General features: G+C 49.4%; 27 protein-coding genes. 22 read left to right on the top strand and 5 right to left on the bottom strand.

Going from position 1 to position 25,862, the window contains the following annotated elements; genetic code table 11:
- Nucleotides 1–33: 33 nt before the first annotated feature.
- The 6 genes from E0698_RS14245 to E0698_RS14220 are packed head-to-tail and all read left to right on the top strand — an operon-like array spanning nucleotide 34 to nucleotide 6,493.
- Nucleotides 34–1,179, top strand: a complete 1,146-nt coding sequence (locus tag E0698_RS14245) for a cobalt-precorrin-5B (C(1))-methyltransferase (RefSeq protein ID WP_192511973.1) — start codon at nucleotides 34–36, stop codon at nucleotides 1,177–1,179.
- Complete coding sequence (gene cbiE, locus E0698_RS14240) at nucleotides 1,172–2,428, top strand: precorrin-6y C5,15-methyltransferase (decarboxylating) subunit CbiE (protein WP_192511972.1); 1,257 nt, start codon at nucleotides 1,172–1,174, stop codon at nucleotides 2,426–2,428. The genes E0698_RS14245 and cbiE overlap by 8 nt, the downstream gene beginning before the upstream one ends.
- 29 nt (nucleotides 2,429–2,457) lie before the next feature.
- On the top strand, nucleotides 2,458–3,174 hold the full coding sequence (cobI, locus tag E0698_RS14235; RefSeq protein WP_134912099.1) for a precorrin-2 C(20)-methyltransferase: 717 nt from the start codon (nucleotides 2,458–2,460) through the stop codon (nucleotides 3,172–3,174).
- Entirely contained in the window at nucleotides 3,171–3,965 is a 795-nt protein-coding gene (cobM, locus tag E0698_RS14230) for a precorrin-4 C(11)-methyltransferase (RefSeq protein ID WP_134912100.1), read from the top strand. Before cobI ends, cobM begins: the two co-directional genes overlap by 4 nt.
- Nucleotides 3,958–5,046: a cobalamin biosynthesis protein gene (locus E0698_RS14225; RefSeq protein WP_192511971.1), complete on the top strand. Its 1,089-nt coding sequence runs from the start codon at nucleotides 3,958–3,960 to the stop codon at nucleotides 5,044–5,046. The genes cobM and E0698_RS14225 overlap by 8 nt, the downstream gene beginning before the upstream one ends.
- Complete coding sequence (locus E0698_RS14220) at nucleotides 5,039–6,493, top strand: cobyrinate a,c-diamide synthase (RefSeq protein WP_192511970.1); 1,455 nt, start codon at nucleotides 5,039–5,041, stop codon at nucleotides 6,491–6,493. The genes E0698_RS14225 and E0698_RS14220 overlap by 8 nt, the downstream gene beginning before the upstream one ends.
- A gap of 173 nt (nucleotides 6,494–6,666) precedes the next feature.
- Here the strand turns inward: E0698_RS14220 and E0698_RS14215 are convergent, their stop codons facing one another.
- Nucleotides 6,667–7,116, bottom strand: coding sequence for an AbrB/MazE/SpoVT family DNA-binding domain-containing protein (locus E0698_RS14215; RefSeq protein ID WP_134912103.1), 450 nt, complete (start codon nucleotides 7,114–7,116; stop codon nucleotides 6,667–6,669).
- A 426-nt stretch (nucleotides 7,117–7,542) separates the two neighbouring features.
- Between E0698_RS14215 and E0698_RS14210 the strand changes: the two genes are divergently transcribed.
- The 12 genes from E0698_RS14210 to E0698_RS14160 all read left to right on the top strand — a co-directional run bounded on the left by E0698_RS14210 (nucleotide 7,543) and on the right by E0698_RS14160 (nucleotide 16,599).
- Nucleotides 7,543–8,181 carry a ThuA domain-containing protein gene (locus E0698_RS14210; protein ID WP_134912104.1) on the top strand — a complete coding sequence of 213 codons (639 nt, stop codon included), beginning with the start codon at nucleotides 7,543–7,545 and terminating at the stop codon, nucleotides 8,179–8,181.
- Between the two features lie 102 nt (nucleotides 8,182–8,283).
- Complete coding sequence (locus E0698_RS14205; RefSeq protein WP_192511969.1) at nucleotides 8,284–8,643, top strand: phasin family protein; 360 nt, start codon at nucleotides 8,284–8,286, stop codon at nucleotides 8,641–8,643.
- 1 nt (nucleotide 8,644) lies between these two features.
- On the top strand, nucleotides 8,645–10,315 hold the full coding sequence (locus E0698_RS14200) for an ABC1 kinase family protein (RefSeq protein ID WP_192511984.1): 1,671 nt from the start codon (nucleotides 8,645–8,647) through the stop codon (nucleotides 10,313–10,315).
- Nucleotides 10,316–10,338: 23 nt separating this feature from the next.
- The gene (locus E0698_RS14195; RefSeq protein WP_192511968.1) at nucleotides 10,339–10,911 is read left to right on the top strand and encodes a hypothetical protein; all 573 of its coding nucleotides are present in this window, start codon (nucleotides 10,339–10,341) and stop codon (nucleotides 10,909–10,911) included.
- Between the two features lie 92 nt (nucleotides 10,912–11,003).
- Nucleotides 11,004–11,243 (top strand): hypothetical protein, encoded by a 240-nt coding sequence (locus E0698_RS14190; RefSeq protein WP_044644405.1) that lies wholly within the window; start codon nucleotides 11,004–11,006, stop codon nucleotides 11,241–11,243.
- Nucleotides 11,244–11,531: a VapC toxin family PIN domain ribonuclease gene (locus tag E0698_RS14185; RefSeq protein WP_238353995.1), complete on the top strand. Its 288-nt coding sequence runs from the start codon at nucleotides 11,244–11,246 to the stop codon at nucleotides 11,529–11,531.
- Nucleotides 11,474–11,665: a type II toxin-antitoxin system VapC family toxin gene (locus tag E0698_RS26865; RefSeq protein WP_337916268.1), complete on the top strand. Its 192-nt coding sequence runs from the start codon at nucleotides 11,474–11,476 to the stop codon at nucleotides 11,663–11,665. Before E0698_RS14185 ends, E0698_RS26865 begins: the two co-directional genes overlap by 58 nt.
- A 271-nt stretch (nucleotides 11,666–11,936) precedes the next feature.
- Nucleotides 11,937–13,385: a SulP family inorganic anion transporter gene (locus E0698_RS14180; protein ID WP_192511967.1), complete on the top strand. Its 1,449-nt coding sequence runs from the start codon at nucleotides 11,937–11,939 to the stop codon at nucleotides 13,383–13,385.
- 220 nt (nucleotides 13,386–13,605) lie between these two features.
- The gene (locus tag E0698_RS14175) at nucleotides 13,606–14,271 is read left to right on the top strand and encodes an amino acid ABC transporter permease (protein WP_149096458.1); all 666 of its coding nucleotides are present in this window, start codon (nucleotides 13,606–13,608) and stop codon (nucleotides 14,269–14,271) included.
- Nucleotides 14,252–14,929, top strand: a complete 678-nt coding sequence (locus E0698_RS14170; protein WP_044644408.1) for an amino acid ABC transporter permease — start codon at nucleotides 14,252–14,254, stop codon at nucleotides 14,927–14,929. Before E0698_RS14175 ends, E0698_RS14170 begins: the two co-directional genes overlap by 20 nt.
- 18 nt (nucleotides 14,930–14,947) lie before the next feature.
- Nucleotides 14,948–15,703, top strand: coding sequence for an amino acid ABC transporter ATP-binding protein (locus tag E0698_RS14165; protein WP_149096459.1), 756 nt, complete (start codon nucleotides 14,948–14,950; stop codon nucleotides 15,701–15,703).
- Between the two features lie 17 nt (nucleotides 15,704–15,720).
- The gene (locus tag E0698_RS14160) at nucleotides 15,721–16,599 is read left to right on the top strand and encodes a cysteine ABC transporter substrate-binding protein (RefSeq protein WP_149096460.1); all 879 of its coding nucleotides are present in this window, start codon (nucleotides 15,721–15,723) and stop codon (nucleotides 16,597–16,599) included.
- Nucleotides 16,600–16,908: 309 nt separating this feature from the next.
- Here the strand turns inward: E0698_RS14160 and E0698_RS14155 are convergent, their stop codons facing one another.
- Nucleotides 16,909–17,178 carry a helix-turn-helix domain-containing protein gene (locus E0698_RS14155; RefSeq protein ID WP_044646157.1) on the bottom strand — a complete coding sequence of 90 codons (270 nt, stop codon included), beginning with the start codon at nucleotides 17,176–17,178 and terminating at the stop codon, nucleotides 16,909–16,911.
- Nucleotides 17,179–17,404: 226 nt separating this feature from the next.
- Between E0698_RS14155 and E0698_RS14150 the strand changes: the two genes are divergently transcribed.
- On the top strand, nucleotides 17,405–17,764 hold the full coding sequence (locus tag E0698_RS14150; protein ID WP_134912114.1) for a hypothetical protein: 360 nt from the start codon (nucleotides 17,405–17,407) through the stop codon (nucleotides 17,762–17,764).
- Nucleotides 17,765–18,310: 546 nt separating this feature from the next.
- Here E0698_RS14150 and E0698_RS14145 read toward each other — a convergent pair.
- On the bottom strand, nucleotides 18,311–19,543 hold the full coding sequence (locus tag E0698_RS14145; protein ID WP_192511966.1) for a PHB depolymerase family esterase: 1,233 nt from the start codon (nucleotides 19,541–19,543) through the stop codon (nucleotides 18,311–18,313).
- Nucleotides 19,544–19,932: 389 nt separating this feature from the next.
- Between E0698_RS14145 and E0698_RS14140 the strand changes: the two genes are divergently transcribed.
- Together E0698_RS14140 and E0698_RS14135 are read left to right on the top strand one after the other, a co-directional pair.
- On the top strand, nucleotides 19,933–21,477 hold the full coding sequence (locus E0698_RS14140; RefSeq protein WP_192511965.1) for a phytoene desaturase family protein: 1,545 nt from the start codon (nucleotides 19,933–19,935) through the stop codon (nucleotides 21,475–21,477).
- Nucleotides 21,449–22,063, top strand: coding sequence for a TetR/AcrR family transcriptional regulator (locus E0698_RS14135; protein ID WP_192511964.1), 615 nt, complete (start codon nucleotides 21,449–21,451; stop codon nucleotides 22,061–22,063). Before E0698_RS14140 ends, E0698_RS14135 begins: the two co-directional genes overlap by 29 nt.
- An 18-nt stretch (nucleotides 22,064–22,081) precedes the next feature.
- On the opposite strand, the gene E0698_RS14130 is transcribed toward E0698_RS14135, so the two are convergent.
- Entirely contained in the window at nucleotides 22,082–23,503 is a 1,422-nt protein-coding gene (locus E0698_RS14130; RefSeq protein ID WP_192511963.1) for an SMI1/KNR4 family protein, read from the bottom strand.
- 208 nt (nucleotides 23,504–23,711) lie between these two features.
- Between E0698_RS14130 and E0698_RS14125 the strand changes: the two genes are divergently transcribed.
- Nucleotides 23,712–25,346, top strand: coding sequence for a DUF6138 family protein (locus tag E0698_RS14125; RefSeq protein WP_192511962.1), 1,635 nt, complete (start codon nucleotides 23,712–23,714; stop codon nucleotides 25,344–25,346).
- On the opposite strand, the gene E0698_RS14120 is transcribed toward E0698_RS14125, so the two are convergent.
- Entirely contained in the window at nucleotides 25,336–25,695 is a 360-nt protein-coding gene (locus E0698_RS14120; RefSeq protein ID WP_192511985.1) for a DUF7716 domain-containing protein, read from the bottom strand. The two genes, E0698_RS14125 and E0698_RS14120, sit on opposite strands and share 11 nt — an antisense overlap.
- Nucleotides 25,696–25,862 lie beyond the last annotated feature (167 nt).

The raw sequence follows: 25,862 nt of genomic DNA, 5'->3' as shown, positions 1-25,862 counted from the left end.
ATGATCAGCATGAGAGGTTAAGGAGGAATGGGCATGGAAAAGGAAGCGGCGTCCGCCGACAGACCCAAACGGATGAAAAGTGGTGAAGCCCCCGCGCCGGACAAGCCGATGCGGTCAGGCTTTACAACCGGAGCCTGTGCGGCTGCGGTTGCCAAGGGAGCGGTGCAACTGCTCATCACGGGCATTCCGCCGAAGGAAGCGGTGATATCGCTGCCAGCGGGATTCGATCATGCGTTTGAGCTGATCGAGCCTGTGCTGAACGCGGACGAGGCTTCCTGCACGACGATCAAGGACGGCGGCGATGACCCGGATGCGACGCATCAGGCGAGAATTATCGCGTCCGTTAGCTGGCGGGAGGAACCGGGCATTGAGCTCGACGGCGGCATCGGCGTGGGGCGGGTGACGAAGCCCGGCCTGCCTGTACCTGTTGGGGAAGCAGCGATTAATCCTGTGCCACGCCGGATGATTACGGAGGCCGTCACAGGCGTGCTTGAAGAGCATGGATCGGCCAAAGGTGTCCGTGTCGTCATCAGCGTACCGGACGGCGAAGAAATCGCCAAGAAGACGCTGAATGGGCGACTTGGTATTCTTGGCGGTATTTCCATACTGGGTACGCGAGGTGTGGTGGTTCCATTTTCCACGTCGGCTTATAAAGCCAGTGTCGTGCAGGCCATATCGGTTGCGCAAGCCATGGATTGCAAGGAAATTGTCCTGACCACAGGCGGTAGCAGTGAAAAATATGCAATGCAAATGTACGATCAGCTCACGGAAGAAGCTTTTATTCAGATGGGCGATTTTGTCGGCTTTGCGATCAAGCATGGAAAACGGTTAGGCATGAAGAAAATCATTCTCGTCGGCATGCCCGGCAAGCTGTCGAAGGTCGCTCAAGGTGTCATGATGGTTCATTCCAAGAGCGCCCCGGTGGATTTTGGCTTTTTGGCCGAGGTCGCGCGTGAAGCGGGTGTGGACGAGTCGCTTGCAGCGGCGGTGGCTGAGGCGAATACAGCTACACAGGTGGCGGATATGATGACCGAGGCGAATGCGCTGAGCTTTTTTGAAAAGCTGTGCACCTATGGCTGTCAGCATTGTCTGGAGCATGCAGGTGGCGAAATCGTTGTAGAAATGGTACTGGTAACGATGAAAGGGAATGTGCTGGGGAGGGCGAGAGTCGGTGAGTAGAGTGATCCGTGTCATTGGTATCGGCGAAAATGGAGCGGCAGGTCTGTCGCAGGAGACGCTGGAGCGAATCGAGCGTGCGGACGTGCTGGTTGGCGGAGAGCGCCAGCTAGCCTTTTTCAAGGCATTCGCAGGCGAAAAACGAACATTAAAGAGCGGCTTCTCCGCCGTGGTGGAAGAATTGGGACGTTTGCGTGAGGACAAGGATATTGTCGTGCTTGCGTCAGGCGATCCGCTTTTTTTTGGAATTGCAGGGTATTTGTCCGCCAAGCTGGGGGCTGAGCATCTGGATATTTTGCCGCATCTCAGCTCGGTTCAGTTGGCATTTGCACGTCTGGGAGAGAGCTGGCAGGATGCGGTGCTGGAAAGCGTACATGGCCGTCCGATGACCGGACTGGTTCAGCGGATCGACGGACAGCACAAGGTCGCGCTGCTGACGGACGACCGGAATCATCCCGCCGCAGTCGCTGCCTATCTGCTGCATTATGGCATGACGGAATACGATGCCTTTGTCGGCGAGCATTTGGGCGGACCGGGTGAGACGTATCGGCATTATACGCTGGAAGAGATGGCGCAGGGAACGTTCCAACCATTGAATGTGGTTATTTTGCGCCGCCGTAAGGGTGCGGACGTGCCTGCGATTCGTCGGGGATTTGGTTTTGAGGATGCGGAATTTCACCAGCGCAAGCCGGAAAAAGGGCTAATTACGAAGCGTGAAGTGCGCGTGTTCAGTTTGTCCGAGCTGCGTCTGACGGAGCGAAGCATTGTATGGGACATTGGCGCAGGGTCCGGCTCTGTAGCTGTGGAGTGTGCGCGGCTGGCGAAGTACGGGCAAGTGTTTGCCATTGAGAAGAATGAAGGCGATCTCGCCAATGTGGAAGCGAACAAGATCAAATTCCGCACCGATTTTCCGGTCATTCACGCCAAAGCGCCTGCCGGACTGGACGAGCTGCCAGACCCGGATGCGGTGTTTATCGGCGGAAGCGGGGGAGAGCTGGCGGAGCTGATCCGTCTGTGTACTTCTCGTCTGCGTGCGGATGGACGAATCGTAGTGAATGCCGCAACGATTGAAACGCTGCATGACGGCATGAAGGCGATGCAAGAAGCGGGGCTGGAAACCTCGGTGACGTTACTGCAAACAGCGCGTAGCAAGCCGATTTTGAATATGACGCGTTTTGACGGACTGAATCCGATATATGTCATTACAGGGCGGCCGTCGGTGGAAGCGGCTGACGAGGTAGCAGGGGAGTAATTTGGTAGATCAAGAGGGGGAGAGACAGCATGAATACGGCGGCAACAGGAACACTTTACGGCGTAGGCGTGGGGCCGGGTGATCCCGAGCTGATTACGGTCAAGGCGTACCGCATGATTCGGGAATGCGCAGTTGTGGCTTATCCGAAAAAACGTCGTGGAGGCAAATCGTATGCTCATGAAATCGTGGAGCTGTACGTAAACCCGGAGGAAAAAGAGATGCTGGGGCTCATTTTCCCGATGACCAAGGACCCGGTTGTACTGGAACGGGAGTGGAACAAAACGGTGGTTGCCTGCTGGGAGGCTCTGAGTCAAGGCAAGGATGTAGCCTTTGTCACCGAAGGGGACCCTAATCTGTACAGTACCTTTATTCACTTGGCACGGCTCATGAAGGATCTCCATCCCGAGGTGCCGATTGTATCTATTCCTGGAATTTCGTCTGTGTTGGGAGCGGCGGCGGCGCTGGAAGTGCCTTTGGCAGACGGAGATCAGCAGGTCGGTATTATTCCGGCTACGGATGATCGGGAAGCGATGAAGCGGGCGATTGAGAATCACGATACGGTCGTGTTTATCAAGGTTGCCAAGGTATTGGATTTGATTTTGGATGTGCTGGATGAATTGAATTTGGGGGATCGGGCGTCTGTTATTACCAAGGTCACTTCTCCTTATGAAATGGTATGGCGTAACGCGCGCGAGCTGCGCGGACAGGAGCTTGAATATCTGAGTCTGATGGTGGTGAGCAAATGAGTTTGGAGCCGAAAGTATATATCGTAGGAGCGGGTCCCGGCGACCCGGAACTGATTACCGTCAAGGGCTCCCGGATTTTACGTACAGCCGATGTTGTGTTGTATACGGATTCACTTGTGAACGACGAGCTGATTGCCACGGCCAAGCCAGAGGCGCAGGTGCTGCAAAGCTCAGGCATGGATCTGGAGCGGCAGGTCGAAATTATGAGCGAGGCTGTACAGGCTGGGCGCAGTGTAGCTCGTGTACATACGGGGGACCCGGCAGTGTACGGCGCAATTTTGGAGCAAATGGTATTGCTGAAGCAGCGCGGAGTTGCTTACGAAATCGTGCCGGGTGTTAGCTCAGTCTTCGCTTCTGCTGCCGTGCTTGGCGCAGAGCTGACTGTGCCTGACCTGACGCAGACCGTCATCCTGACGCGCGCGGAAGGCCGCACACCTGTACCGGATCGGGAAAAGCTGCGCGACTTGGCATCCCATCACTGTACAGTGGCGTTGTTCCTTAGTGCAACGTTGGCGAAGAAGGTCGTTGTCGAGTTTCTGGCGGCTGGTTGGAGCGAGGACACACCTGTAGCGGTTGTACAACGTGCAACCTGGCCAGACCAAAAGATCGTGCGCACGACGCTCGCTCAATTGCCTGCCGATCTGCGCGCAGCGGGAATTACGATGCATGCGATGATTTTGGCAGGTTGGGCGCTGGACCCTGGTCTGGTAGACAAGGACGCGCATCGTTCCAAGCTGTATGATAAGTCGTTCACCCACGGCTACCGGAAGGGAGTGAAGCCTGGTGAGTAATCCATTTGCCGCTGTGGCGATCACGAAGCACGGAGTGGAGATGGTTCGTCATTTAGGAGCCAACTTTCCGGGAACGGATGTGTATTACATGTCCAAGTTTGAGCGGGGAGACGAGCAGGAGCGCGGCATTCAATTGTTCGAAGGCTCGGTTAAGCTGATTTTGCCGGATTTATTTAAGCAATATAGCGGTATTATTTTATTTATTTCCCTCGGTGCGGTCGTCCGTATGATTACGCCGATTTTAGTGGATAAAAAGGTAGACCCGGCGGTGGTCGTCATTGATGATCGCGGGGAGCATGTCATTAGCGTACTGTCCGGGCATTTGGGCGGTGCTAATGAACTGACCCGTCATGTGGCTTCCGTACTCGGCGCACGCCCGGTAATTACGACTGCATCGGATGTACAGGGCACGATTCCGGTGGACATGTTCGGTCGGGAATTGGGTTGGGTGGTCGACAGCTTCGACAAGGCAACTCCGGTGAGCGCGGCTGTTGTGAATGAGGAGCCTGTGGCGCTTGTTCAAGAGACAGGCGAACGGAACTGGTGGCGTTATGACAAGCCTGTGCCTGCCCATATCAAGGTATATGGTTCGATGGCAGAAGCGTCACAAGAGCCGTTTAATGCGGCCTTGGTCGTTAGCGACCGCCTGCTGGAGCCGGAGGAAGAGGAACAGTTCTTAACGAATGGCGTGCTGTATCGTCCGAAAAGTCTGGTGCTCGGCATCGGCTGTAATCGGGGTACTGCTGTGGAGGAGCTGGAGGCTGGCGTGCTGGACACCTTGAATGAGCTTCGTTTGTCTGTGAAAAGCGTGCGCAATATTGCGACCATTGATCTGAAAAAGGATGAAGAGGGCCTGCTTGCCCTTTGCGCCAAATATGGCTGGGAGCTGGTGACGTATACGCCTTCAGAGCTAAACACCGTACAGCTTCTCAATCCATCGGAAACGGTCTTCAAGTACACAGGAGCGTACGGTGTCAGCGAGCCTTCGGCCTTGCTGTCCTCCGGTGCAGACCATTGGCTGCTGGAGAAGAAAAAAAGCGGCAACATGACCATTTCCGTAGCACGGGTTTCTTATGACTGACCGCAATAAGCAGGATGTGCGGACGGATCAGGCCGCTGGTGCACCCAGAAGCCGTATCGTCGTGGCTGGAACGGGCAGCGGCGCGGGCAAGACGACCGTTACCCTTGGGCTGATGAAAGCTTTTGCCGATAGCGGCCTGCGGGTGCAGGGCTTTAAGTGTGGACCGGATTATATTGATCCGACCTATCATACCGCCGCGACCGGAACGCCTTCGCGTAATCTCGACTCATGGATGACCTCGCCGGACACGGTGCGTGAAACCTTTATCCGCGCCTCCGAGGGTGCGGATATTTCTGTAATCGAAGGCGTCATGGGGCTGTATGACGGCAAGGACCCGCTCAGCAATACCGGGTCGACCGCCGAAATCGCCTTGCTGACGGATAGCCCTGTGCTGCTGGTCGTTGATGTGCGTAGTATGGCACGAAGCGCTGCCGCTATTGTACTCGGCTTCCAGCGTTTGGAGCCGAAGCTGCGTATTGCGGGTGTGATCGTGAACCGCTGCGGAAGCCAAGGACATTATAGCATCGTCCAAAAGGCAATCGAGCAGGAGTGCGGCATCCCCGTGCTCGGTTGGCTCCAACGCGACGACGGGCTGGATATTCCCGAGCGTCATCTGGGCTTGGTCCCGGCTGTCGAGCGCGGCGAGCTGGAACCGCTCTTCCAACGGGCGGCAGAGCTGATCCGCGCAGGCACGGATTTGGACGCGCTGCGGGCACTGGCGGACTCGGCTCCGCCGCTGTCTTTGCCAGCGCAGCCGTTATTTGCCCCGGATCGGCTTTCGTCGGAGAAGCAAGCCGACGCCGGGGAATATCCGGTCATTGCCGTAGCCAGAGATGCGGCGTTCAATTTTTACTACCCGGAAAATTTGGAATTGCTGCGTCAGTCGGGAGCTGAACTTTCCTTTTTCAGTCCGCTGGCTGGAGAACGCGTACCTGAGCATGCAAGCGGCCTATACCTGGGCGGCGGTTTCCCCGAGGAGTTCGCCTCAGATATCGCTGCGAATACAGGCTTTCTGGAAGATATCCGCAACGCGGTAAACCGGGATATGCCTCTATTCGCCGAATGCGGTGGTTACATGGTACTGGCACGTACGCTTACAGATCGTTCCGGTGCTGTGCATAGCATGGCGGGGGTCATCCCGTCCGATGTGCGAATGCAGGACAAGCGGGCCGCGCTCGGATACCGGGAAGCAACTGCATTACAGGATTGTCTGTTGCTGGAGGCTGGAGAGACAATTCGGGGACATGAGTTTCATTATTCCGTGATGGTCTATGATGAATCAGCCTCCCCGTACCCTTATGCCTATCAAACCAAGGGGATGCGGGGGCTCCAGAGCGAAGGCTATGCAAAGGGTAACCTGTTGGCAGCCTACACGCATATTCACCTTGCCTCTTTTCCCAAAGCAGCAGCACGCTGGGTAGAAAAGTGCAGGGCATTCGGTCAGTAATCCGCTATATAGCGCCCATCGCAACTGTAGTTCCTAACAGGATAAATGAAGAACTTGATATGTACGCAAAAAGGCCGGTTCCCTTTATCACAAGGGTCCGGCTTTTCTAAACTTAGGCAAGATTCAATCTTACATTACATGGAAGCGTATTCATTACTTTTTTGGTGATTCGCTCACATGAGCTTCTTCAACTGGGAAATCCTTCCCTGACTCACGCCTAGCATAGAAGCGAGTTGTTTTTGTGAGGATGCCGGGTGCTCTTCCATAAGCTCTCTCATTTTTTCCAGAATAACATCTGTACGCTGATAAATCTTTTTCATATGCATATTTTGCTTGATTGGAGCCGAATTGGTTTCTGCCGAAGTGACTGGAAGCAAATCTTCCGTTTTCATTGCGGCTGCACATTCGTCACAAATAAACTGGTCCTTAAAATAGGTGTTTGTATCAACCGCACCGCAAAATATGCAATTGGTTGATTTGTACTTACGGAGCATGAGTGTCTGGTCTTCAATAAAAAACTCTAATGGATCGCCGATGTCAATCTCCATCGTCATGCGCAACTCTTTAGGAAGCACAATTCGTCCCAAGCTGTCCAAAGGCCGGGTCATTCCAGTCCTCTTCATTCATGCAACCTCCCCGGTTTTTTAAGATTCATAGAATGTATAAGTTTTAAGCAAAGCTTAACAATTCTACAACCGCAAGCATAAACTTCACTAAAAAGCGATCCAGCCTTTTAGAAAACGCATATACACGCTTTTTTTCTTACGAGTATACCATAAACCGATTAATTCGCCAGCGTTCACGCATATAAATTTTTGAGTATGTTTATTCCGATCAAATATATATGCTATAATCTTCTGCTAAAGGATTTCATAGCCCGCCTGTAGAATTATTTATATATGCCGTAGCCCGGACGATGATGGCGTTGTTATGCGCAACAGGTGAGGGTTAATTGAAATTTTGGAGCGCCCGATCCACCAATAAGAACAAATGACACGGGGCATCGCCTTTAAAATCCTTATATACAGATTAGGCAAGGAGGATTCATCATGGAAAGAAGAAAAGCATTGTTGTTAGGAGATTATACGTATCCGGAGTTCCACCCGCTACAAGGGGTGGACGGAGAGATTAGCCATATTTTACAGGATTGGATGACGGTACAATGCAGCGAAAATCGTAAAATGCTGCTCAAGGAAAACCTAGCCTCATTTGATTTGTGCATCTCGTACTGCGACAGCCGCAAGGAGGTTTTGTCTCCCCAGCAAACAGCAGGGCTGCTATCCTACGTCAGTGGCGGAGGTGGACTGCTCGTACTGCATAACGGAATTACGTTGCAAGGTCGGTATGAAATTGCACAGCTCATTGGGGCGCGTTTTTTGCGGCATCCTGCTGCGGGTCAGTTGTCCTTCAAGGTGACGGAGCCGGACCATCCGATTATGGAAGGGATTGAACCGTTTGAGATCGAGGAGGAGCCGTATCGGTTTGATTTTGACCCGTTTACTGAAAAAACACTGCTGATGGAATACGAACACGAGGGCCAATGGTGGCCAGCAGCTTGGTCGTTGTCCTATGGCTTGGGTCGGGTCGTCTACTTGATGCCTGGACACAATCAGCCAAGCTTCCAGCATGAAGGATATCGTAAGCTGATTCTTCAGGCTGCCAAGTGGGCTGGACGCTTGCCGGGCTAACATAGCTGATGTCGTCAAAACTAGGGAAGGGGAGCTGCGGACTTTATGCGGTTCCCCTTTTCGGGTTATACTATAGGAAATACAGGTAGGGGAGGATATATCATGAGCGATTTGTTCAAAAAAGCCATCTCATTGGGATGGGGCCTCACCATTGTCAGCAAAGAAAAGGTGGAAAAAGCCGTCGAGGATCTTGTGAACCGGGGAGAACTTGCACCCTCGGAATCCAAAGCGCTGGTTGATCGTCTGATCGAACGGGGCGCAGAGGAACAGGGACAGTTCAAAACGGTGATCCGCGAGCAGGTTAGCCGCATTTTGCAGGAGCTGGATATACCTACCGAAAATGATGTCGCAAGTTTGGAGCAACGTGTGGCATCCCTGGAAAAACAGGTAGCGGAGATGGAAAAAGAAAAGGCGGCGCTTACGGGTTCGAGCGATGCTGAGGAAGGGAATCGACCGGATTAAAATGGCGGTTCGTATAAAGCACGCCGGTCGTTACCGGGAAATTGCCATGGCGCTGGCGCGTCATGGCTTTGGCTATATGGTGGAGGAAATGGGCCTGTTCCAGCTATTATCGCTGCCTCGCAAGTGGCTGATGAGAGAAACGCCAGAGTCCAAAACGCTGGGCGAACGGATTCGGCTGGTACTGGAGGATCTGGGGCCTGCGTTTATTAAGCTTGGGCAGTTGGCAAGCACGCGCGCAGACCTGTTGCCGGAGCCGATTATCCGTGAGCTGGTCAAGCTTCAGGATCAGGTGCCGCCTTTTTCCTCTGAAACCGCACGTGGCATTTTGGAACAGGAGCTGGACACGTCATTGGAGGATATCATGGCCCGTTTTGATGATGTTCCGCTGGCTGCCGCTTCCATTGGTCAGGTGCATCTGGGGAAGCTGCACAGTGGAGAAATGGTCGCCATTAAAATCCAGCGCCCCGGCGTTAACCGCATCATTCGGCGGGATCTGGATATTTTGAGGGAACTGACTGCAATGGCGGTCAAACGCTGGGAATGGGTGGAACGCTATCAACTTAGCCAGATGGTGGAGGAGCTGGGCAGATCGCTCATTCAGGAACTGGATTACAACCATGAAGCCCGCAATACGGAGAAAATCTCGCTCCAGTTCGAGCAGGACCCGCATATTCATATTCCGAAAATATATTGGGACCATACCTCCTCACGTGTATTAACCATGGAGTTTTTGGATGGTACTCATCTGGGCAATCGCGAAGAACTATTACGTCGTGGATATGATTTGAAAGACCTGGCGCAGCGGCTGGTAAACAGTATGCTGCATCAAATATTTATTGAAGGTTTTTTTCACGCCGATCCTCATCCGGGGAATTTGCTTGTCCTGAAAAATGGCAGTCTCGCATATTTGGACTTCGGCATGACCGGGCGGCTGAGTGAAGAGATGAAGAATCATCTGGCCTCGCTTATTATCGCGCTGATGCGCAAAAATACCGATGCCATGGTTCGGGCTATCGAACGGCTGGGGCTGGTTGAGCCAGATACGGATATGAACGCGCTGCGTGCCGATCTGGATAAGATGCGCGAAGATTACTCGGACGTTCCGTTCTCGCAGGTCAGCATCGGGAATGCCCTGAACGACCTGTTCGGCGCAGCACAGCGGCACCGGATCGGCCTGCCTTCAGACGTCTTGCTGCTCGGCAAGTCGCTGCTGACGCTGGAAGGGGTCGTTGAGCATCTCGACCCTGATCTTAGCATTCTTGCTCTGGCGGAGCCTTTTGGCAACAAGCTGTTAAAGGAGCGCTTTAGCAGTCGCCGTATCCGGGGCAAGCTGCTGGGTGGTGCGACCGAGCTAGTGGAGACGCTGATGGAGCTGCCAGGACAGGCAAGGCATCTGGCTTCGATTATCAGCAAAGGCAAGCTCAAGCTGGAGGTCACCGTGCCCGAGCTGGAAGTGCTCCTGCGCAGGCTGGATCAAATCAGCAATCGCCTGTCATTCAGCATTGTACTGCTGGCGTTCAGCATTATTATGGTCGGCCTGATTATCGGCTCATCGCTGAATCATCAGGCGACCATGCTGTGGAATGTGCCTGCGATTGAGATTGGCTTTGTCGTCGCTCTCTTAATGGTTGCCTTTTTGCTATATTCTATTTTTAAATCGGGAAGATTTTAGATACCGATCGGAAAGGATGAGCCATGGATAATCATGAGATCAGCACCATCCCCACTCATAGTTTCCAAATCACCGATGTGCCGTGGCACCGTCTGACGACTCCATATGGCAGGGGTACCGAGCTGCCGCAATTGATATCGGACGGAAAATATGATGACGTTGCTAATCTGATTGAGCATCAGGGCACATTGTGGCAGGTTACGCCGTGGGCTTTGCTTTTCTTATTAAGAAATATACATGCGAGAAAAGTGAATGATATCACGCTAGACGAATTAGAGTGTTATCATGCAGTTATCGAGGCATTGGACATGGAAAATGCACAAGCCGATTCACAGAAGTCTGTCGAATCCCTGACCATGCTGTTGGATGAAAAATATCTGTGGCCAGAAGATACCGATCCTGAAGAAGATGAACTGGAGTGGGAAGAGGAAGAAGCGCGAGGCTATGATCCGGTGGCCTTTTGGAGCTATTACGATTATAGCTTTCGGCTATTGAAACGGGCATTACCTGATTTTGAGAGTATGCTCCAGCATAGCTCCGACCCGGATATCTCTGACGCCCTATTGGAGCTTGTGCAGGAGTTGCGAAAATTTTAAATATAAGAAAACGAATCAAACGAGCTGGTGTTCAGCACCCCAATATCAGGTGGACCATGCTGGAAACTAATTTTGGCTAAGGAGTGTTTCTGATGGCTAAGAAATTAACGGATATACATCGTATACGCCTTCTAAGTCTCCTTCGGGATATTGGGTTCGAACCATCTAAGGTTACTATAGAAACTAAGGAAGGCGAAACCGAGGTTATTGATTTAGAGCCTTCATTACCTAAGGGACTGCAAGCTGTTTTGAAGTCGCGAGGCAGCTTAAGTAAGGAACAATTGCTTGAGATTGAAGAGAGCGTCAAGCAATCCAGGGAGAATTGGGAATAGATGGGGTACTTATTTGATACGAATGCAGCTATTGCCCTTCATAGACTTGATTCTTCCTTGGATGAAGTAATTCGACAGGCTGAGAAAGATAAAGAAAATATTTTCTTTTCAACTATAACCCAGTCCGAGTTTATAGCTGGGTTACCCACTGAAACCGACTTAAATTCGATACCTTTTCTTGGCGGAGATTTTATTTCAGTTGACTCAGAGATTGCATTTAAACGGGTCGTATCAGAAGAGAACAAAAAGATAAGTGTGGGAGAAAGCTTAAGACCCCAGACGCTTTGATTCTTGCGACAGCTATCATAAACAAATTGATATTGGTTACGGCGGATCAAGATTTGCAGTTCGCGGAGTTCGAGTATGAGGTTAGAGTGATAAATTTTAACAAACCGGAGTCTAAGGAATTGCGAAAATTTTAAATATAAGAAAACGAATCAAACGAAGGAAACAGGCGATATTCCAAGGAAACGCCTGTTTTCTTTTTATAAACAGCCTCTTACCTGACTCGTTTCCGCGAATCCCTTACGTTATAATGATGGACTGAATGTAACGGGCGGGTTCGTGTGAGAGAAACGAGCCGAATCATAGGAGAGCCTATGCGATTGACCGCTGGACGGAGGCCCGGAACGATACCGGGCTGCGGGTCAACACGCGGTTCTCCGTTAATATAGGAGGCTGGAAAGAAACCGTATGAATCTTAGACAACAATGGTTCGGTAATATCCGGGCCGATATACTTGCGGGCATGACCGTGGCGCTGGCGCTGATCCCGGAGGCGATTGCCTTCTCGATCATTGCCGGTGTCAATCCGATGGTCGGACTGTACGCCTCCATCTCAATGGCAATTGTTATTTCTTTTGCAGGCGGACGTCCGGCGATGATCTCGGCAGCAACCGGGGCTGTAGCGATATTGGTCGTTGGTTTAGTGAAGGATCATGGCGTGGAATATCTGTTTGCGGCTACTATTTTGGCAGGTATGATTCAGGTGCTGCTGGGTGTTTTGAAAATAGGGCGTTTTATGAGCTTTATTTCGCAGCCGGTCATGACCGGGTTTGTGAATGCGCTGGCGATCCTCGTCTTTATGGCACAGCTCACCCACTTTCATGGAGCCAATTGGATCATGTACGCGATGGTGGCGGGTACGCTGCTCATTGTGTATATTTTGCCGAGGTTTGTGAAAAGCATTCCCGCTCCATTGACGGCAATCATTATCATGACGATCATCACGTATGCGTTCGGGTTAAATGTCAAAACCGTAGGCGATATCGGTACGCTGACCAGCTCACTGCCTTCATTCCATTTGCCGCAGATTGAGTGGTCGTTGCATACTTTGTGGATTTTACTGCCGTATTCCTTTACGATGGCGCTGGTGGGACTGCTGGAATCGCTGCTGACAGCCAGTATTTTGGATGAAATGACCGAAACGAAAAGCAATAAAAACCGGGAAGCCCGCGGGCAAGGAATTGCCAACTTTGTAAATGGCTTTTTCGGCGGTATGGGTGGCTGTGCCATGATTGGACAATCCGTTATTAATGTCAGCTCGGGAGGTAGAGGGCGCTTGTCCACCTTCACGGCAGGGATGTTTCTGGCCTTTCTGCTGCTGGTGCTCGGCGGGGTTGTGAAGGAAGTACCGATGGGCGCACTGGTGGGAGTCATGTTTATGGTGTGTATCGGGACAGTGGACTGGAATTCGCTCCGAAATATCGCCAAGGTTCCCAAGGCGGACACATTTATCATGGTTACGACGGTCGTCATTGTGGTGGCTACGCATGATTTGTCCAAGGGTGTTATTGTGGGCGTGCTGCTGAGTGCCCTTCATTTTGGCTGGAAAATGGCTAAAATTCGCATCAGCGCAACAGAGGACAACGATGAAAAGGTGTACCATGTTAGAGGTCCGATGTTTTTTGCTTCGACGACTCATTTTGTCGACCATTTTGAACCTTCGGATGATCCGAAGCGCGTTGTGGTGGATTTCAGCCAATCACATATTTGGGATCACTCTGCGGTAACCGCCATTGGGAAGGTGCTGCAAAAGTACACGAAATCCGGTAAATTGATTACCCTGCGGGGACTGAACGAGGAAAGCCGCTTGATTGTGGAAAAGCTCGGCGGCCCTGTAGTTACGGAGCCACTGGTGTGATAAATCGTATAGAATAGATCAAAGCCTGGAATGGAATTTAACCATTTCAGGCTTTTTTGCATGCATTTCTGAAATGAAACAAAGTTTTTCTTCCTAAATCACAGATAAATATGACAAATTTTCGTCAAAGTATTGACGTAATAATTGGGCTGGAATACAATCATTGTTATTAAACTTACAAAATACATAGGATTAATTGAAAATTGAAAGGTATGTACATATGAATCTAGACTGGGAGTTTATCGTAGAGAGCTTACCACTGTATGGTGAGGCGATGTGGCTTACATTGAAGATTGCTTTTTGGGCCATCCTTTTTTCGCTGATCGTCGGTTTGTTGTGCAGTATTGTGTTGTATTACAAGGTGAAGGGAATTAGCGGCATTATTACAGCGTATATCGAGCTTTCCCGAAATACACCACTGCTGGTACAACTGTATTTTCTGTATTATGGCTTTACCAAAATAGGTCTGCATATGAGTGAAATGACGTGTGCCATCGTCGGTATGACCTTTTTGGGCGGAGGTTATATGGCAGAGGCATTCCGTGGCGGAATTGAAGCGGTGAGTAAAACGCAGACGGAATCCGGGCTTAGCCTGGGACTGTCCAAGGTGCAACTGGCGCGGTATGTTATTTTGCCGCAGGCCTTTGCTATCAGTGTTCCATCATTGGGTGCGAATGCGATTTTTCTGCTCAAAGAAACCTCCATTGTTGGCGCCATTGCTTTGTTAGATATTATGAATGTGGCAAAAGACCTGATCGGCATGTACTACAAAACGGCGGAATCGCTGATTCTGCTGGTGCTGGCTTATCTCATCCTGCTTTTGCCTTTGTCGATGCTGCTGACATGGGTGGAAAGGAAGGTGCGATATGCAGAATTCGGGGATTAATGTGCTTTTTGAAGGTTCCAATTTTGAGCGTCTGTTAGGTGGATTACTCGTTACGATGGAAATTGCATTTATTTCGATTGTGATCGGCACAGTGCTGGGCATCGTGATGGGGCTATTGCGCACTTTAAAGTCGGGTCCGATTCGATTTGTATTACGGCTTTATCTGGAGACATTTCGCATTATTCCGATTTTAGTTTGGCTGTATGTCGTGTACTTTGGCTTCACGCCTTTGCTGAATGTGAACATTAGCGGGGAACTAACGGCAATTATCGTGTTTAGCCTTTGGGGTGCGGCGGAGATCGGTGACATCGTTCGTGGTGCGCTCGAATCATTGCCCAAGCATCAGGTGGAATCCGGGCAAGCGCTCGGTTTGACGTATGGACAATTGTACCGTCATGTGCTCATTCCTCAGGCGGTACGCCGAATGCTGCCGGGTTCTATTAATCTGGCGACACGGATGATCAAAACGACGTCATTGGTGGTGCTGATCGGCGTGGTAGAGGTGGTAAAGGTCGGACAACAGATTATTGAGCTTGGTGTGATTAAAGCGCCAGCGGCATCCTTTTGGGTGTATGGTTTTATTTTTATACTATATTTTCTCGTATGTTATCCGTTGTCCAGACTTTCCAAGAGATTCGAACGCAGATGGCAAAATTAGCAGGATGGGGTGGGCGTCATGGCAGAGGCTGTGGAGGTTTTGCTGGAGATTCGAGGGCTGGACAAGAGCTTCGGTGATCGAAAGGTACTCCAACAGATTGATATGGAGGTAACGAAGGGCGAGGTCGTGGTTGTTCTTGGCCCTTCGGGCTGCGGAAAAAGCACACTTCTGCGATGCCTCAATGGTCTGGAACCAGTCCAAGGCGGAGAAATCCGATATAGAGGACAGGATCTTACGGACAAAAAAGTGAATTGGCGGGAGGTACGGCAGCATATCGGGATGGTATTCCAGAACTATGAGCTGTTTCCGCATATGACCGTTTTGGAAAATATATTGCTAGGCCCGCTTAAAGTACAGCGGAGAAACAAGCAGGAAGCGCTCAAGCAAGCGGAGCAATTATTGGAACGGGTCGGTCTGTTGGATCGCAAGGATGCGTATCCGAGAGAGTTATCAGGCGGACAAAAGCAACGGATTGCGATTGTACGCGCACTGTGTATGAACCCCGAAATTATGCTCTTTGACGAAGTGACAGCATCGTTGGACCCGGAAATGGTCAGAGAGGTGCTGGATGTGATGCGGGAGCTGGCACGACAGGGGATGACGATGATTATCGTGACGCATGAGATGGGATTCGCCAAGTCGGTGGGGGATCGCATCGTTTTTATGGATCAAGGACAAATATGCGAAATGACCACGCCACAGCAATTTTTCACCCAACCCGAAACAGAGCGTGCCCAGCACTTTCTGGATATATTTCAGTATGAAACTACATAAACAGGGGGATGAATACGATGAAAAAAGGATTGAAGTTAACGGCATTATTGCTGGCAGTAAGCTTGTTGCTCATCGGAATGACGGGCTGCGCGGGAGCAGGAGGCAATGCCAACGGCAATTCTGGCTCGGCAAAATTTGCTTCGATTGAGGACATTAAAAAGAACGGCAAAATCCGAATTGGTGTTTTCGCGGATAAGCCACCGTTTGGCTACGTGGATTCGGAAGGGAAAAATCAGGGATTTGACGTGTATATTGCGAAGCGGTTTGCCAAGGATCTACTGGGCGATGAGTCCAAGGTAGAGTTCGTGCTGGTGGATGCTGCCAGCCGGGTCGCTTATTTGCAATCCAACAAGGTAGACATCATCATGGCTAACTTTACCGTGACGGACGAGCGCAAAGAAAAGGTCGATTTTACTAATCCATACATGAAATTATCCTTCGGCATTGTATCACCCGACAGCGCTCCGATCACTACGATTGATCAATTGAAGAACTCGGATCAGAAGCTGATTGTCGCAAAAGGAACGACGGCTGAGACTTATTTTACGAAAAATTATCCTGACATCAAGCTGCTCAAATTCGATCAGTACACGGAAATTTTCTCAGCTCTCAAAGACAAGCGCGGCGCGGCCATCGCTAACGATAATACAGAGCTGATCGCTTGGGCGAAAGCCAATCCCGGCTTCACCGTAACCATTCCGGCCTTTGGCGGCCAGGATACCATTGCCCCCGCAGTAGCGAAGGGAAATAAAGAGCTGCTGGACTGGATCAACAATGAGCTGGCTACATTAGGCAAGGAAAACTTTGTGCATCAAGCCTACAAGGACACACTGACCTCTGTTTACGGAGAAGGCTTCACAGACCAATTGGTCGTAGAAGGCGGCAAAGTGGAATGATTGAGGAAGCTGTATGTAAAGAAGAGGTTACTCAACCCGCTTAAGAACGATCTGACGTATTCGCAAAAAGACACTGTATTGAAGAGAGGCCACTGAAAAACTACCTTATTTTTAAAAACACCAAAACTTTAGGGGGTCAAATATGATTCCCCAAACGCGAAACGAGCCTTAGAAGCGATTCTAGAGGCTCGTTTTTCTTTGGATATTCTCTTACTCTCAACAATGGGGACTTTTTCAGTGGCCTCGATTGAAGACAGTGTCTTTTTGTTATTTAATTTGTTTATTTTGACATTAATATCACAGGCAGAATCAATGATTGTCCATTTCATCCTCAGGAATGTACTCAACAATATCAGCAAGAGTAATAGTCCGTGTAAATCTCCGTTGGCGGGCAAATTTGTTCAGAGCATCAAGTATGTGGACGAGTGTTTCCAGTTCAAGTCTTTTGGTTTTTCCATTTACCATGTCAATGACGGTAGCAGGACGTATTTTCGCTTCTACGGCCAGTCTGTTACGTGTAATATCAAGTTCTTCCAAGATGTCACCAAGTTTAAAATGGTATCTATTTTTAACATCCATAATTTGAATTCTCCTCTTGTGTATCTAAAGTATGGATTTGATCGCGTTATAATAAAATAATCACGAAAATCATTGAAGTTTTACTACAGAAGTATTATTATAAAAGTACATTAAATGTACTTCAGAAGTTTTACTGTTGTTTTTTAAGAATATTTTTTTAATGAATTGTTAATAGGTCTGCCCTAATAGTAATACTCTAATTTCATAAAGAGGGAGCTAAATACTAATGAACAAAAGTAATTTTGAAAAAGTAAGCCTCATTCTTGGTCCCTGCGATCTTCCGCATATGTATGAGCTTTTTGAGGGCTATCTGATCAAGGACCGTTACGTCATGATGATCGACAATAGCGTGCTTACCCTTCGACATGTAAAAAAGGAAAGACATCATTCGCATCTATATGTTGACGGCGATACAGGTGGCATCACTCTTGCAAGGCATGTACAACGTGAAGACATAGATGTGATTACTGAGTTGGTCGAACGATTGCGCAACATGGATGCATTAAGTTTTCTTACAGACGAACTGTTATGGAATACATGTCGGGAAGATATAGACTTTGGTTTAGTTCGGAATAAAGGACTATGAAAAAATGGCGAACGTAAATTCTGATTCGAATTTTTGTTCTCGCTTTACTTATATAATGTAACACAGAAGCGTAAAAGGGTGAAACAAACTCTTCCATTACTCAAGGTACATATTTACTCTACAAATAGTCTTTAGGCACAGACTCCCAATAAGAGCCTAAATGAATAGAATAGTGATTTACACATGGCTAAAACAGATGTGGTACCTGCACTCCTGATGGTGGTAACAGGAAGGCAGGTGCCTTAATAGCAGAACAGCGCCAGACGGGTATCGAACCGCCTGGCGCTTTATTTTTAGAGGTATATAAGCCAAGTTCAAAAATGAACATATAAACGGAGTAGGCGGAATAGTGCTGTACAAGCGAAGCGGTCGCTTTAAAAGCTTTCCGTAGGAAAGCTCGCTTCGGAAGCATCACCTCCCCGGATTTCTACCCTTGTGAAAGGCTTTATTCAAGAAATCCGGGGGCGGTGGCGATGGGAAGCACTATCCGACTGCGTAGTGGCATGATATGAAACTTTTAAGTTCGGTTTATATACAAACATCATTTTATTTCTTTTGTGCAAACAGCCACTCAATCATATCCTGATTTTGCAAAGCGGGAACCCAGGAGAAGTGCCCTATGGGTTTGATAATGCCTGCCTCATATTCAGTAAAATGAATGAGATTTCCGTTTTGTGCTTGAATGGCAGATACCATTTCTTGCGAGTTTTTAGGGCTTACCGAGGTGTCGTCTACGGCATGGAAGGCCCAAATAGGTACGTTTTTCAGTACTTCGACGTGTTTAGGATCAACAGGTGCATACATGTTAACGGCTTTTTCATAGTTGGTCAAACCGGCAATCGGTACACCTGCGGCGAACAAATCAAGATTTTTCTCCAATAATCTCCACGTTCCCATAGCTCCTTGAGAAATACCAACGATATAGATTCGGTTGGTGTCGATCGGATATTTTAACGCCGTTTCACGTACCAGATCGGCTACAGCGCTGTTGCGCGGCTCATCCGCCCAAATGAATTTATGTTCCAGGTCAATCGGGCTTTGTGGAGCGATTACGAAGGAAGGGTGTTTGGCTTGCTGCTCAGGAGAAGCCCAAGTAACGGCACCAGCATTCGCCAGTAGGTTCACTCCGTTTCCGTCACCACGTTCACCGTTTCCGTGCAGGAACACAACCAGCGGGTAGGTTTTGCCAGACTCTACTTTAGGCTCAAACGTAAAGTAGTTCAGTTTGAAGCCGTCTTTATTTTCAAAGGTGTTTTTTTGGAAATCGTCCACGATCGGTGTAACTTTATCGGTTGCTTTTACAGTCTGTGCAGTGGCTGGAATGACTGTTTTCTTCTGAGTTGCAATGTCTTTCTTTTGACTAATGTAATAATTCAACGTGTTGATGCGGTTGACGCCACTCGTTGCATCGTAAGTAAGGGTACTTGCATTTTTATCCTGTGTATCCAGTTCGATCACGACATATTTGCCATGAGTACTGCGGTTGGTGATGATTCCAGAATCGTTGGTATACACACCAGTCACGGTTCTGTCTGTGTATACATCATTGAGTACAGATTGTACCTGAAAGCTGGATTTGGACAGGGATGCCCCGTCGATATTGGCGCTATATTTCAGTACAACGGCAGAAACGACTTCACCTAAAGGCTGTACCTGGGTGAGCAGGGTGGCCTGTGGTGCTGGAACATCGGATGCTGCGGCAGAGCTGGAGGACGGGAAAACGATCGTGAGCAGGAACACGAAAGATAGTAAAACAAGGGCGAAACGTCTTCTTTGCATGAAATTGATCTCCTTTGGTGTCATTTTTTTAAAGCGCTTACACATGCTTGGGATGGTTGACTGTATAATGCTGCATCAATATAAAATCAAAAAAAGGCAAACTCCGGGTACACAAATGTACTCGGGTTTTGCCTTTTCAGTAACAATCCCACTTGCAGGATAGCATCTTCATTGGAATTTGACAAGTGAAAGCGCTACAATTTTGGATTTTTTTTGTATTATCTCAACTTTTGCAGCTGTAATAAGAGCTAAATTTCTTATGTTTTGATGGTTAGCCCCGGCAAATAACCCCAAAAACCGGGGCTTCCCAAACGTAATGTTGTGGGTTATAATCCCTTTAACTTAACAGTGTTAATTTAAATAACAATGTTAACAAAGGAGATGAAACCATGAACAAGTATGATGTTATCGTCATCGGCGCAGGTCTGGGCGGTTTGTCCTGTGCAGCAAGACTCTCCGCGCTCGGTTACCGGACGGCTGTTTTTGAAAGTCATACCCTGGCCGGCGGATTCGCAACTGAATTCAAAAGAAAGGGTTATACTTTTGACGTATCCCTGCACGGCGTCGGCGGACTCGAAGAAGGCAGCTTCGCTCAGTTGCTGAAAGACTGCAAAGTGGACCGACAGATCGTACCTCTCCGCAAAAAACACCCGTATTCCATTCGTTGGGAAGGGCAGATCGTTGATATCCCGTCCGATGTGCAGGAATATGTGCAGCTCCTCAAAAACATGTTCCCTGCTGAGCAGGCAGCCATCGACAGCCTGTTTGCAGGTATTCGCCGTTTTGAGGAAGGCTTCTCCGCCTTCTCTTCCTCTTCCCTCACTTCCTGGCGCAAGGCGGCTGGCCTGCTCAAAGCAGGAACCTTCTTCCGCTGGACGCAAATGACCACTTGGGAGGCTGTAAGTCAGTTCGGGCTGTCTGAGAAATTCACGGAATTTTTCACTGCGCTCTGGCCCTATTATGGATTGCCCCCGAAGCGGCTTGCCGCCTTGTATTTTTTCATTCCCTGGATCGGCTATCATTTGGAGGGAACGTATTACATTCAGGGAGGCGCACAGGCTTTATCCAATGCGCTGGTTGCCGCCATTGAGTCAGCCGGCGGAGAGGTTCACCTGCGCAGTCAGGTGTCGGAGATTGTGCTTGAAGGCGGCAAAGCAGTTGGTGTACGCCTGAAAAAAGGGGACGTATATGAAGCCAATTGGATTGTGTCCGGTATCAGTCCCCATCATACCTATGGCCATCTGCTATCGAACCATGATGCTGCCCGCCGTGAGCTGGAAGCCGTCAGCGGCCTGGAGACCGGCACGTCTCTCACCCAGTTATATCTTGGGTTATTATGTGAACCCCATGAGCTTGGCATCACCGAAGAAGACTTAATCCTGCGTAACGAGCCGGATTCGGAGACAGATTATGAAGTCATGATGAGCGGTCAGTATACCAAAGGCAACTGGATGCTCACCAATTATAACGCCATGGACCCCACGCTTAATGAGCCGGGGAAAGGCGTCATTGCAGTTACATTTTTGGACAGATTGGAGAACTGGCCTGTCGCACGTCCCGAATATAAAGCCAAAAAAGAAGCCGTGACACAGCAGATATTGGGATGCCTAGAACAGCTATATCCGGGTTTTGGCAGTAAAGTGGTGGTAGCCGAGTTGGGCACACCGCGCACGATGCAGCGTTATACCGCTAATCCCGACGGGGCCGTTTATGGCTACGCACAAACGGTCCGGCAGTCCGGCATGAAAAGATTGAAGCGCAAAACAGCGGTGAAACGCCTGTCATTGGTGGGGGCATGGACACAGCCGGGGGGCGGGTTCCAAGGGGCAATGAACTCAGGTATAATGGAAGCTGATCGCATCGCCGCCAAATTGGGGCAGGCAGAAAGGGCTAGTACATTTACTCATGAAACATATCAAACGCCGAGAACGTGAAAGCAGTGAGATTCGCCGGAAAATAATCGAGGCCGCCCGTTCGCTTTTCCTGAACCAAGGGTATGCCGAAGTTTCCATGCGCAAAATTGCGGATCAGATCGAATATTCGCCAACGACCATTTATCATTATTTTGCCAATAAGGAAGCGATTGTCCGTGAACTGCTGATAGAAGGAAATTCCATGTTTTTACAGTCTCTTCAGCAGCGTGCGGAAGAAGCGCAGGCAGCAGGATTGAATGCCCTGGATGTGCTGAAAACAGTGTCTGACGCTTATGTTCGTTTTGGAACGGCTAACCCGGAATATTACAATATCCTGTTTATCAGCAACCTGGAATCTGTAAGTTTAATCAGCCTTATTGATAGTGAACGCTTTAAAGGCTTTGAACTGCTTGAATCCGGACTAAAAGCTGCTATGAATGATGGCAGCATAACTCAAGGGGATGAGCGCCTGATCGCTACATCCGTATGGAGCATGCTGCACGGATTGACTTCACTGCTCCTGAATTTTGATTTCCATACGGCAAAATCGAATGATGAATTAATTTCATTCACTATAGATACCTTTTTCCGGGGGGTAAGCCGCTGATGTAGTGGCTCCAAAAGGCTAACATTGCTCCAAATCAGAAAGCTGCTCCAGCACTGCTTCAATACGGCGTTTATCTTTTTTGAGCATAACAAGCTGCAAAGAAGCATGAAGCAGGTCTGAGATGTTAGCCCAAGTGTCTGCTTCCAGAGTGGGAAGAAGATCCCGTTGAATCATGATATTCAATGCTTCGGTTGTGATTTTCTGATGAAGCTCGCTGTCGGATAGCCATTCAAGCAACTGTTTAGTTGTAGGACGGGAGTGGGCGAAAAGCGCTGCCAAACCCTCTACGGGATGATTCACCTTATCCCGCATCCAGTCAATGACCTGTGGTGAATGAAAATGCTGTAGCTGCCCGTTAGCGGTGTACCCTTCTAATTTACCATCCACCGCTGAATGCTGTAGCAGGTAATTGCACACGTATGCCAAGCCTTCATGCCCAGGAAGACAGCGGGCGGTCAGGTAGGCACGGGTGGATACAAATGTACCTACACCAACAGAGTCGCTATTGGGAACCGAAGAAGAAGTCCACGCTTGCAGGTTGCCCGGCTGCCATAAGGAGCGGACCCAATCGGCAGCCCCGTCGCCAGCGGTTTCTCCTATAAAAACGGCCCATGTATCGAGTTGTGTAGGGTTATGTTGAATGCGTTGCTCCCAGGCAAGGAAAATATCCTTCGGATCATAGGGCTGAAAAGCCTGCAAAACGGCAGGATTATCTACGCCATGCATCGTGGCATATTTAATCAAATCTTCAAGCGAATGAGCAGCCTCCAGCCTCACATTGCAGAACGCATCCAGCCAGCGTACCCACATTTGTAGTGGGAGACTTTTGAGCTGAATGCCATGCTCGTCAATCACTGTCGTCCAATCCCATACCCATAGGCCGTGCAACGTGAGGATGGTGTCTATATAGGCGGGCAGATTGTCCGCAAGCAAGGTGAACCGATCCTGCTCGTGATCATAGCAGAACACCGCAGGCTCGGTAGTGGATGTCGCCAAATCGAGTAACACTGGATCGCCCGCACCGTTATAGTTAAAAATCAGATACCGATGTTCGTCCATTGCCGCTGGTGAGTCTGTATTTTCCCCATAGGATGTGAAATAGCTAATGTACTCATGGTTCCAGCCAAACTCACCCGTGATATCGTCGAGTATGTTCAGTCCGTCATCAGAGGTGAAACCATATTCACCTGTACGTCCCGATACATCAGCTACAATGCAATGTTGAGGAAGCGACCATAACAGATATAAGCTGCCGCACCGTTGGATCAGTTCAGACAGGGAGGCGGGTAAAGGTCTCTGTAGTCGTTCCTCCAGCGCAGTTACCTCACCTGTGGAGATGCCCTCCGTCCACTCGTATTCCACGTCAGGCATTCCGTTTTGTCTCAGACGGTCGGCGATATGCCCCAGCCTCTCAAGGGTTTGCTCAAAATATGCCGTCATTTTCATTCGTCCTCCTCTTACTTTAAAATCCGGCAATGCTGCTTCTGCAAGAATAATAGAATCTCATTCCGGCACTCTATCTATAGGGATAGAGTCCAAAAGTAAATGAGAGATATGCTATAATCAGGAAATAAAATAGTTTTAGATTAGTCTATCTTAATTTCGTTAGAACTACAATTTGTAAGGGGATGAAGGAGGAGCACATTGTATGGCATCAGGGGTACAAGCATACATAGATCCGATTTTCGAGGCAATTGATAAGGCGTACGCTTCTGAGCAAAAGCGCATTGCCGAATTCCAGACAAAAAGTGTCCTTCACGAAGGGATTCATGAATACTTAAAAGTGACCTGTAAGGAGGACGGGCTATGGGTGGATACCTATGAACCGTTTGATTGGGATAACCGTAGACCGGATACGAAAATTTCTGGTTTTACGGAGGGGGTAACGCTCCAGCAAGTGCAGGACGAATGGATGCCTGTGTTCAGGGAACGGATAGAGGCTCTATTTAAGTCTGAAGAATGTAGTCCCATGTTCTTTCGTTATCGGCTGGAATTTCATCTGGAAGTGGTCTTGGAAAAGAAATCCAGTCATTTTACATTCTCGCTCCTGAACGAAGATAAACGGCAGCACCTGTTAGCCATTATCCAGCAGTTTGTGGAGCAGAAGCTCAACCCTGCCAGTAAAGCTGTGCCGAAGGAAAAGGACGATTTTTTCTTTGTGAGGCACATGCTCGATCCTCACTTGTACCCTATAGATGCCCAACGGGTGGATGAGCTTCTGAATCGAATGGATGCAAAAGTGAAAGTGAGCCGCAATCGTGAGGAAGCATGGAGACATCAGCTCAACAGTGGCTTAAAGCGTTGGGCTGAAGATGAATTTTTGGCGAAGTATGCGGATCGGGAAAAAAGCTACGGGTTGGATTATACGGTGAAGTCCGATATTCATCCCTCAAATATTCCTGCGCCAGCTATGGAGATGTTCCTGCTCACCGCGATGCGAGTGGGTTCGACCGATGCCGATGCACGGCAGAAATATTTGGAGATCGCTGCACAGCTAGGCTCGGAGCAGGCTGCCCAGTGGCTCAAGAGCGGGTCAGGGAGTATTCCAGCACTATATACAAGCAAGCGCGTCACCTGCCAAGCGAATGATATTTTGCAAACGCTGGAGGTTCATATTCTTTCGGAGGAAGAAGAGAGCTACAGGGAAGCGCTCGTATATGTATGCGATATTTTACAGAAAGGCTTTACCAGGGAATACCGCTTGAAGCTCAAGAGCAAGGTGAAAAATTTCCTGCCTGTGCCCAAGCTGGCTAAATCCACGTTGCATCGTTTTTTTGCCAATGCACTGGAATACCCAGCTCTCCACCCGCTACTGGCTGAATATGCAGATATGGTGATGGAAGAGTTCAAGTGGTACAACGATGTGGAGCCAGGGGAAAAATCGGCGATGCCAGGCACCTATGTGGTGATGGGGCTGGGCCTGAAAGGAACGGACTATTTTCCATTGGTGATTCGCTATATGAAGCTGGTGGATACGGAGCATCAGTCGGTACAGGATGGCTACGCGGCTGTTTTTGCAGATGCGCATGGACTGACACCGGACACGATTCCAGTTTGGACGAAGATTCTTCTGGCAGGCAACCAAAGTGCCAAGCCGTTGAAGTCGTCTGGAATCGAAAGCGTAGAGCAGGCACGGGTGTTGGTCGAGGAGCTTGAGAAGCTGGAGGATTACGACAAAGAGCTGCTCGTTTACCGAATTTGGGGCGGCGAGAAAAAGCTGAAAAGCAGCCTGAAACAGGCTGCTCCTGAGGTAAAAGCACTGCTGGAATCTCTTATTCCATAAAAGCATCATATTCGTGGTAATACTGAAGTCCCTGTGCGATGCGGTGGATGTCCGGCTCGTTTCCACTGCGGCGTAGCACTTCAAAGACATCCTGCACGGTCGCTATCTCCAGCCATGTCTGTGCGTGATGATCGGGAAGGGACGCAGGAATATTTTCATCGCGGTGATTGGTGACGGTGAGACCTGCATCCTCCAGCTCCCATAGCTCTTCCTCCGGGATAATATAATAGGTGGCATCGACAGGATTGCTCTGAAAATGTTCCAGATTGGTGAATACCCATTCATTCATATCTGTTTGGCTAACGGCTCGAACTAATGCTTCTAGGTTGTCAAAGGTTTGTATACTCACGCTCAGAGCTTCCTCCTTCGGATGCTTGCTTATGCTGTAGCTTTTGTAATATTTTCAAAATGGCCTGGCGATTCTTCGCATCCTTAATGTATTTGGGGATCGAGTGAGAAGCTGTGCGCATCATAGTCAAGATAGTATAGCTGGAGATGAAAAATAGGGTCCTTTCC

Source organism: Paenibacillus sp. 23TSA30-6 (assembly GCF_014858585.1).
GTDB lineage: Bacteria > Bacillota > Bacilli > Paenibacillales > Paenibacillaceae > Paenibacillus.
This window is presented reverse-complemented; position numbering and strand designations above follow the sequence as displayed.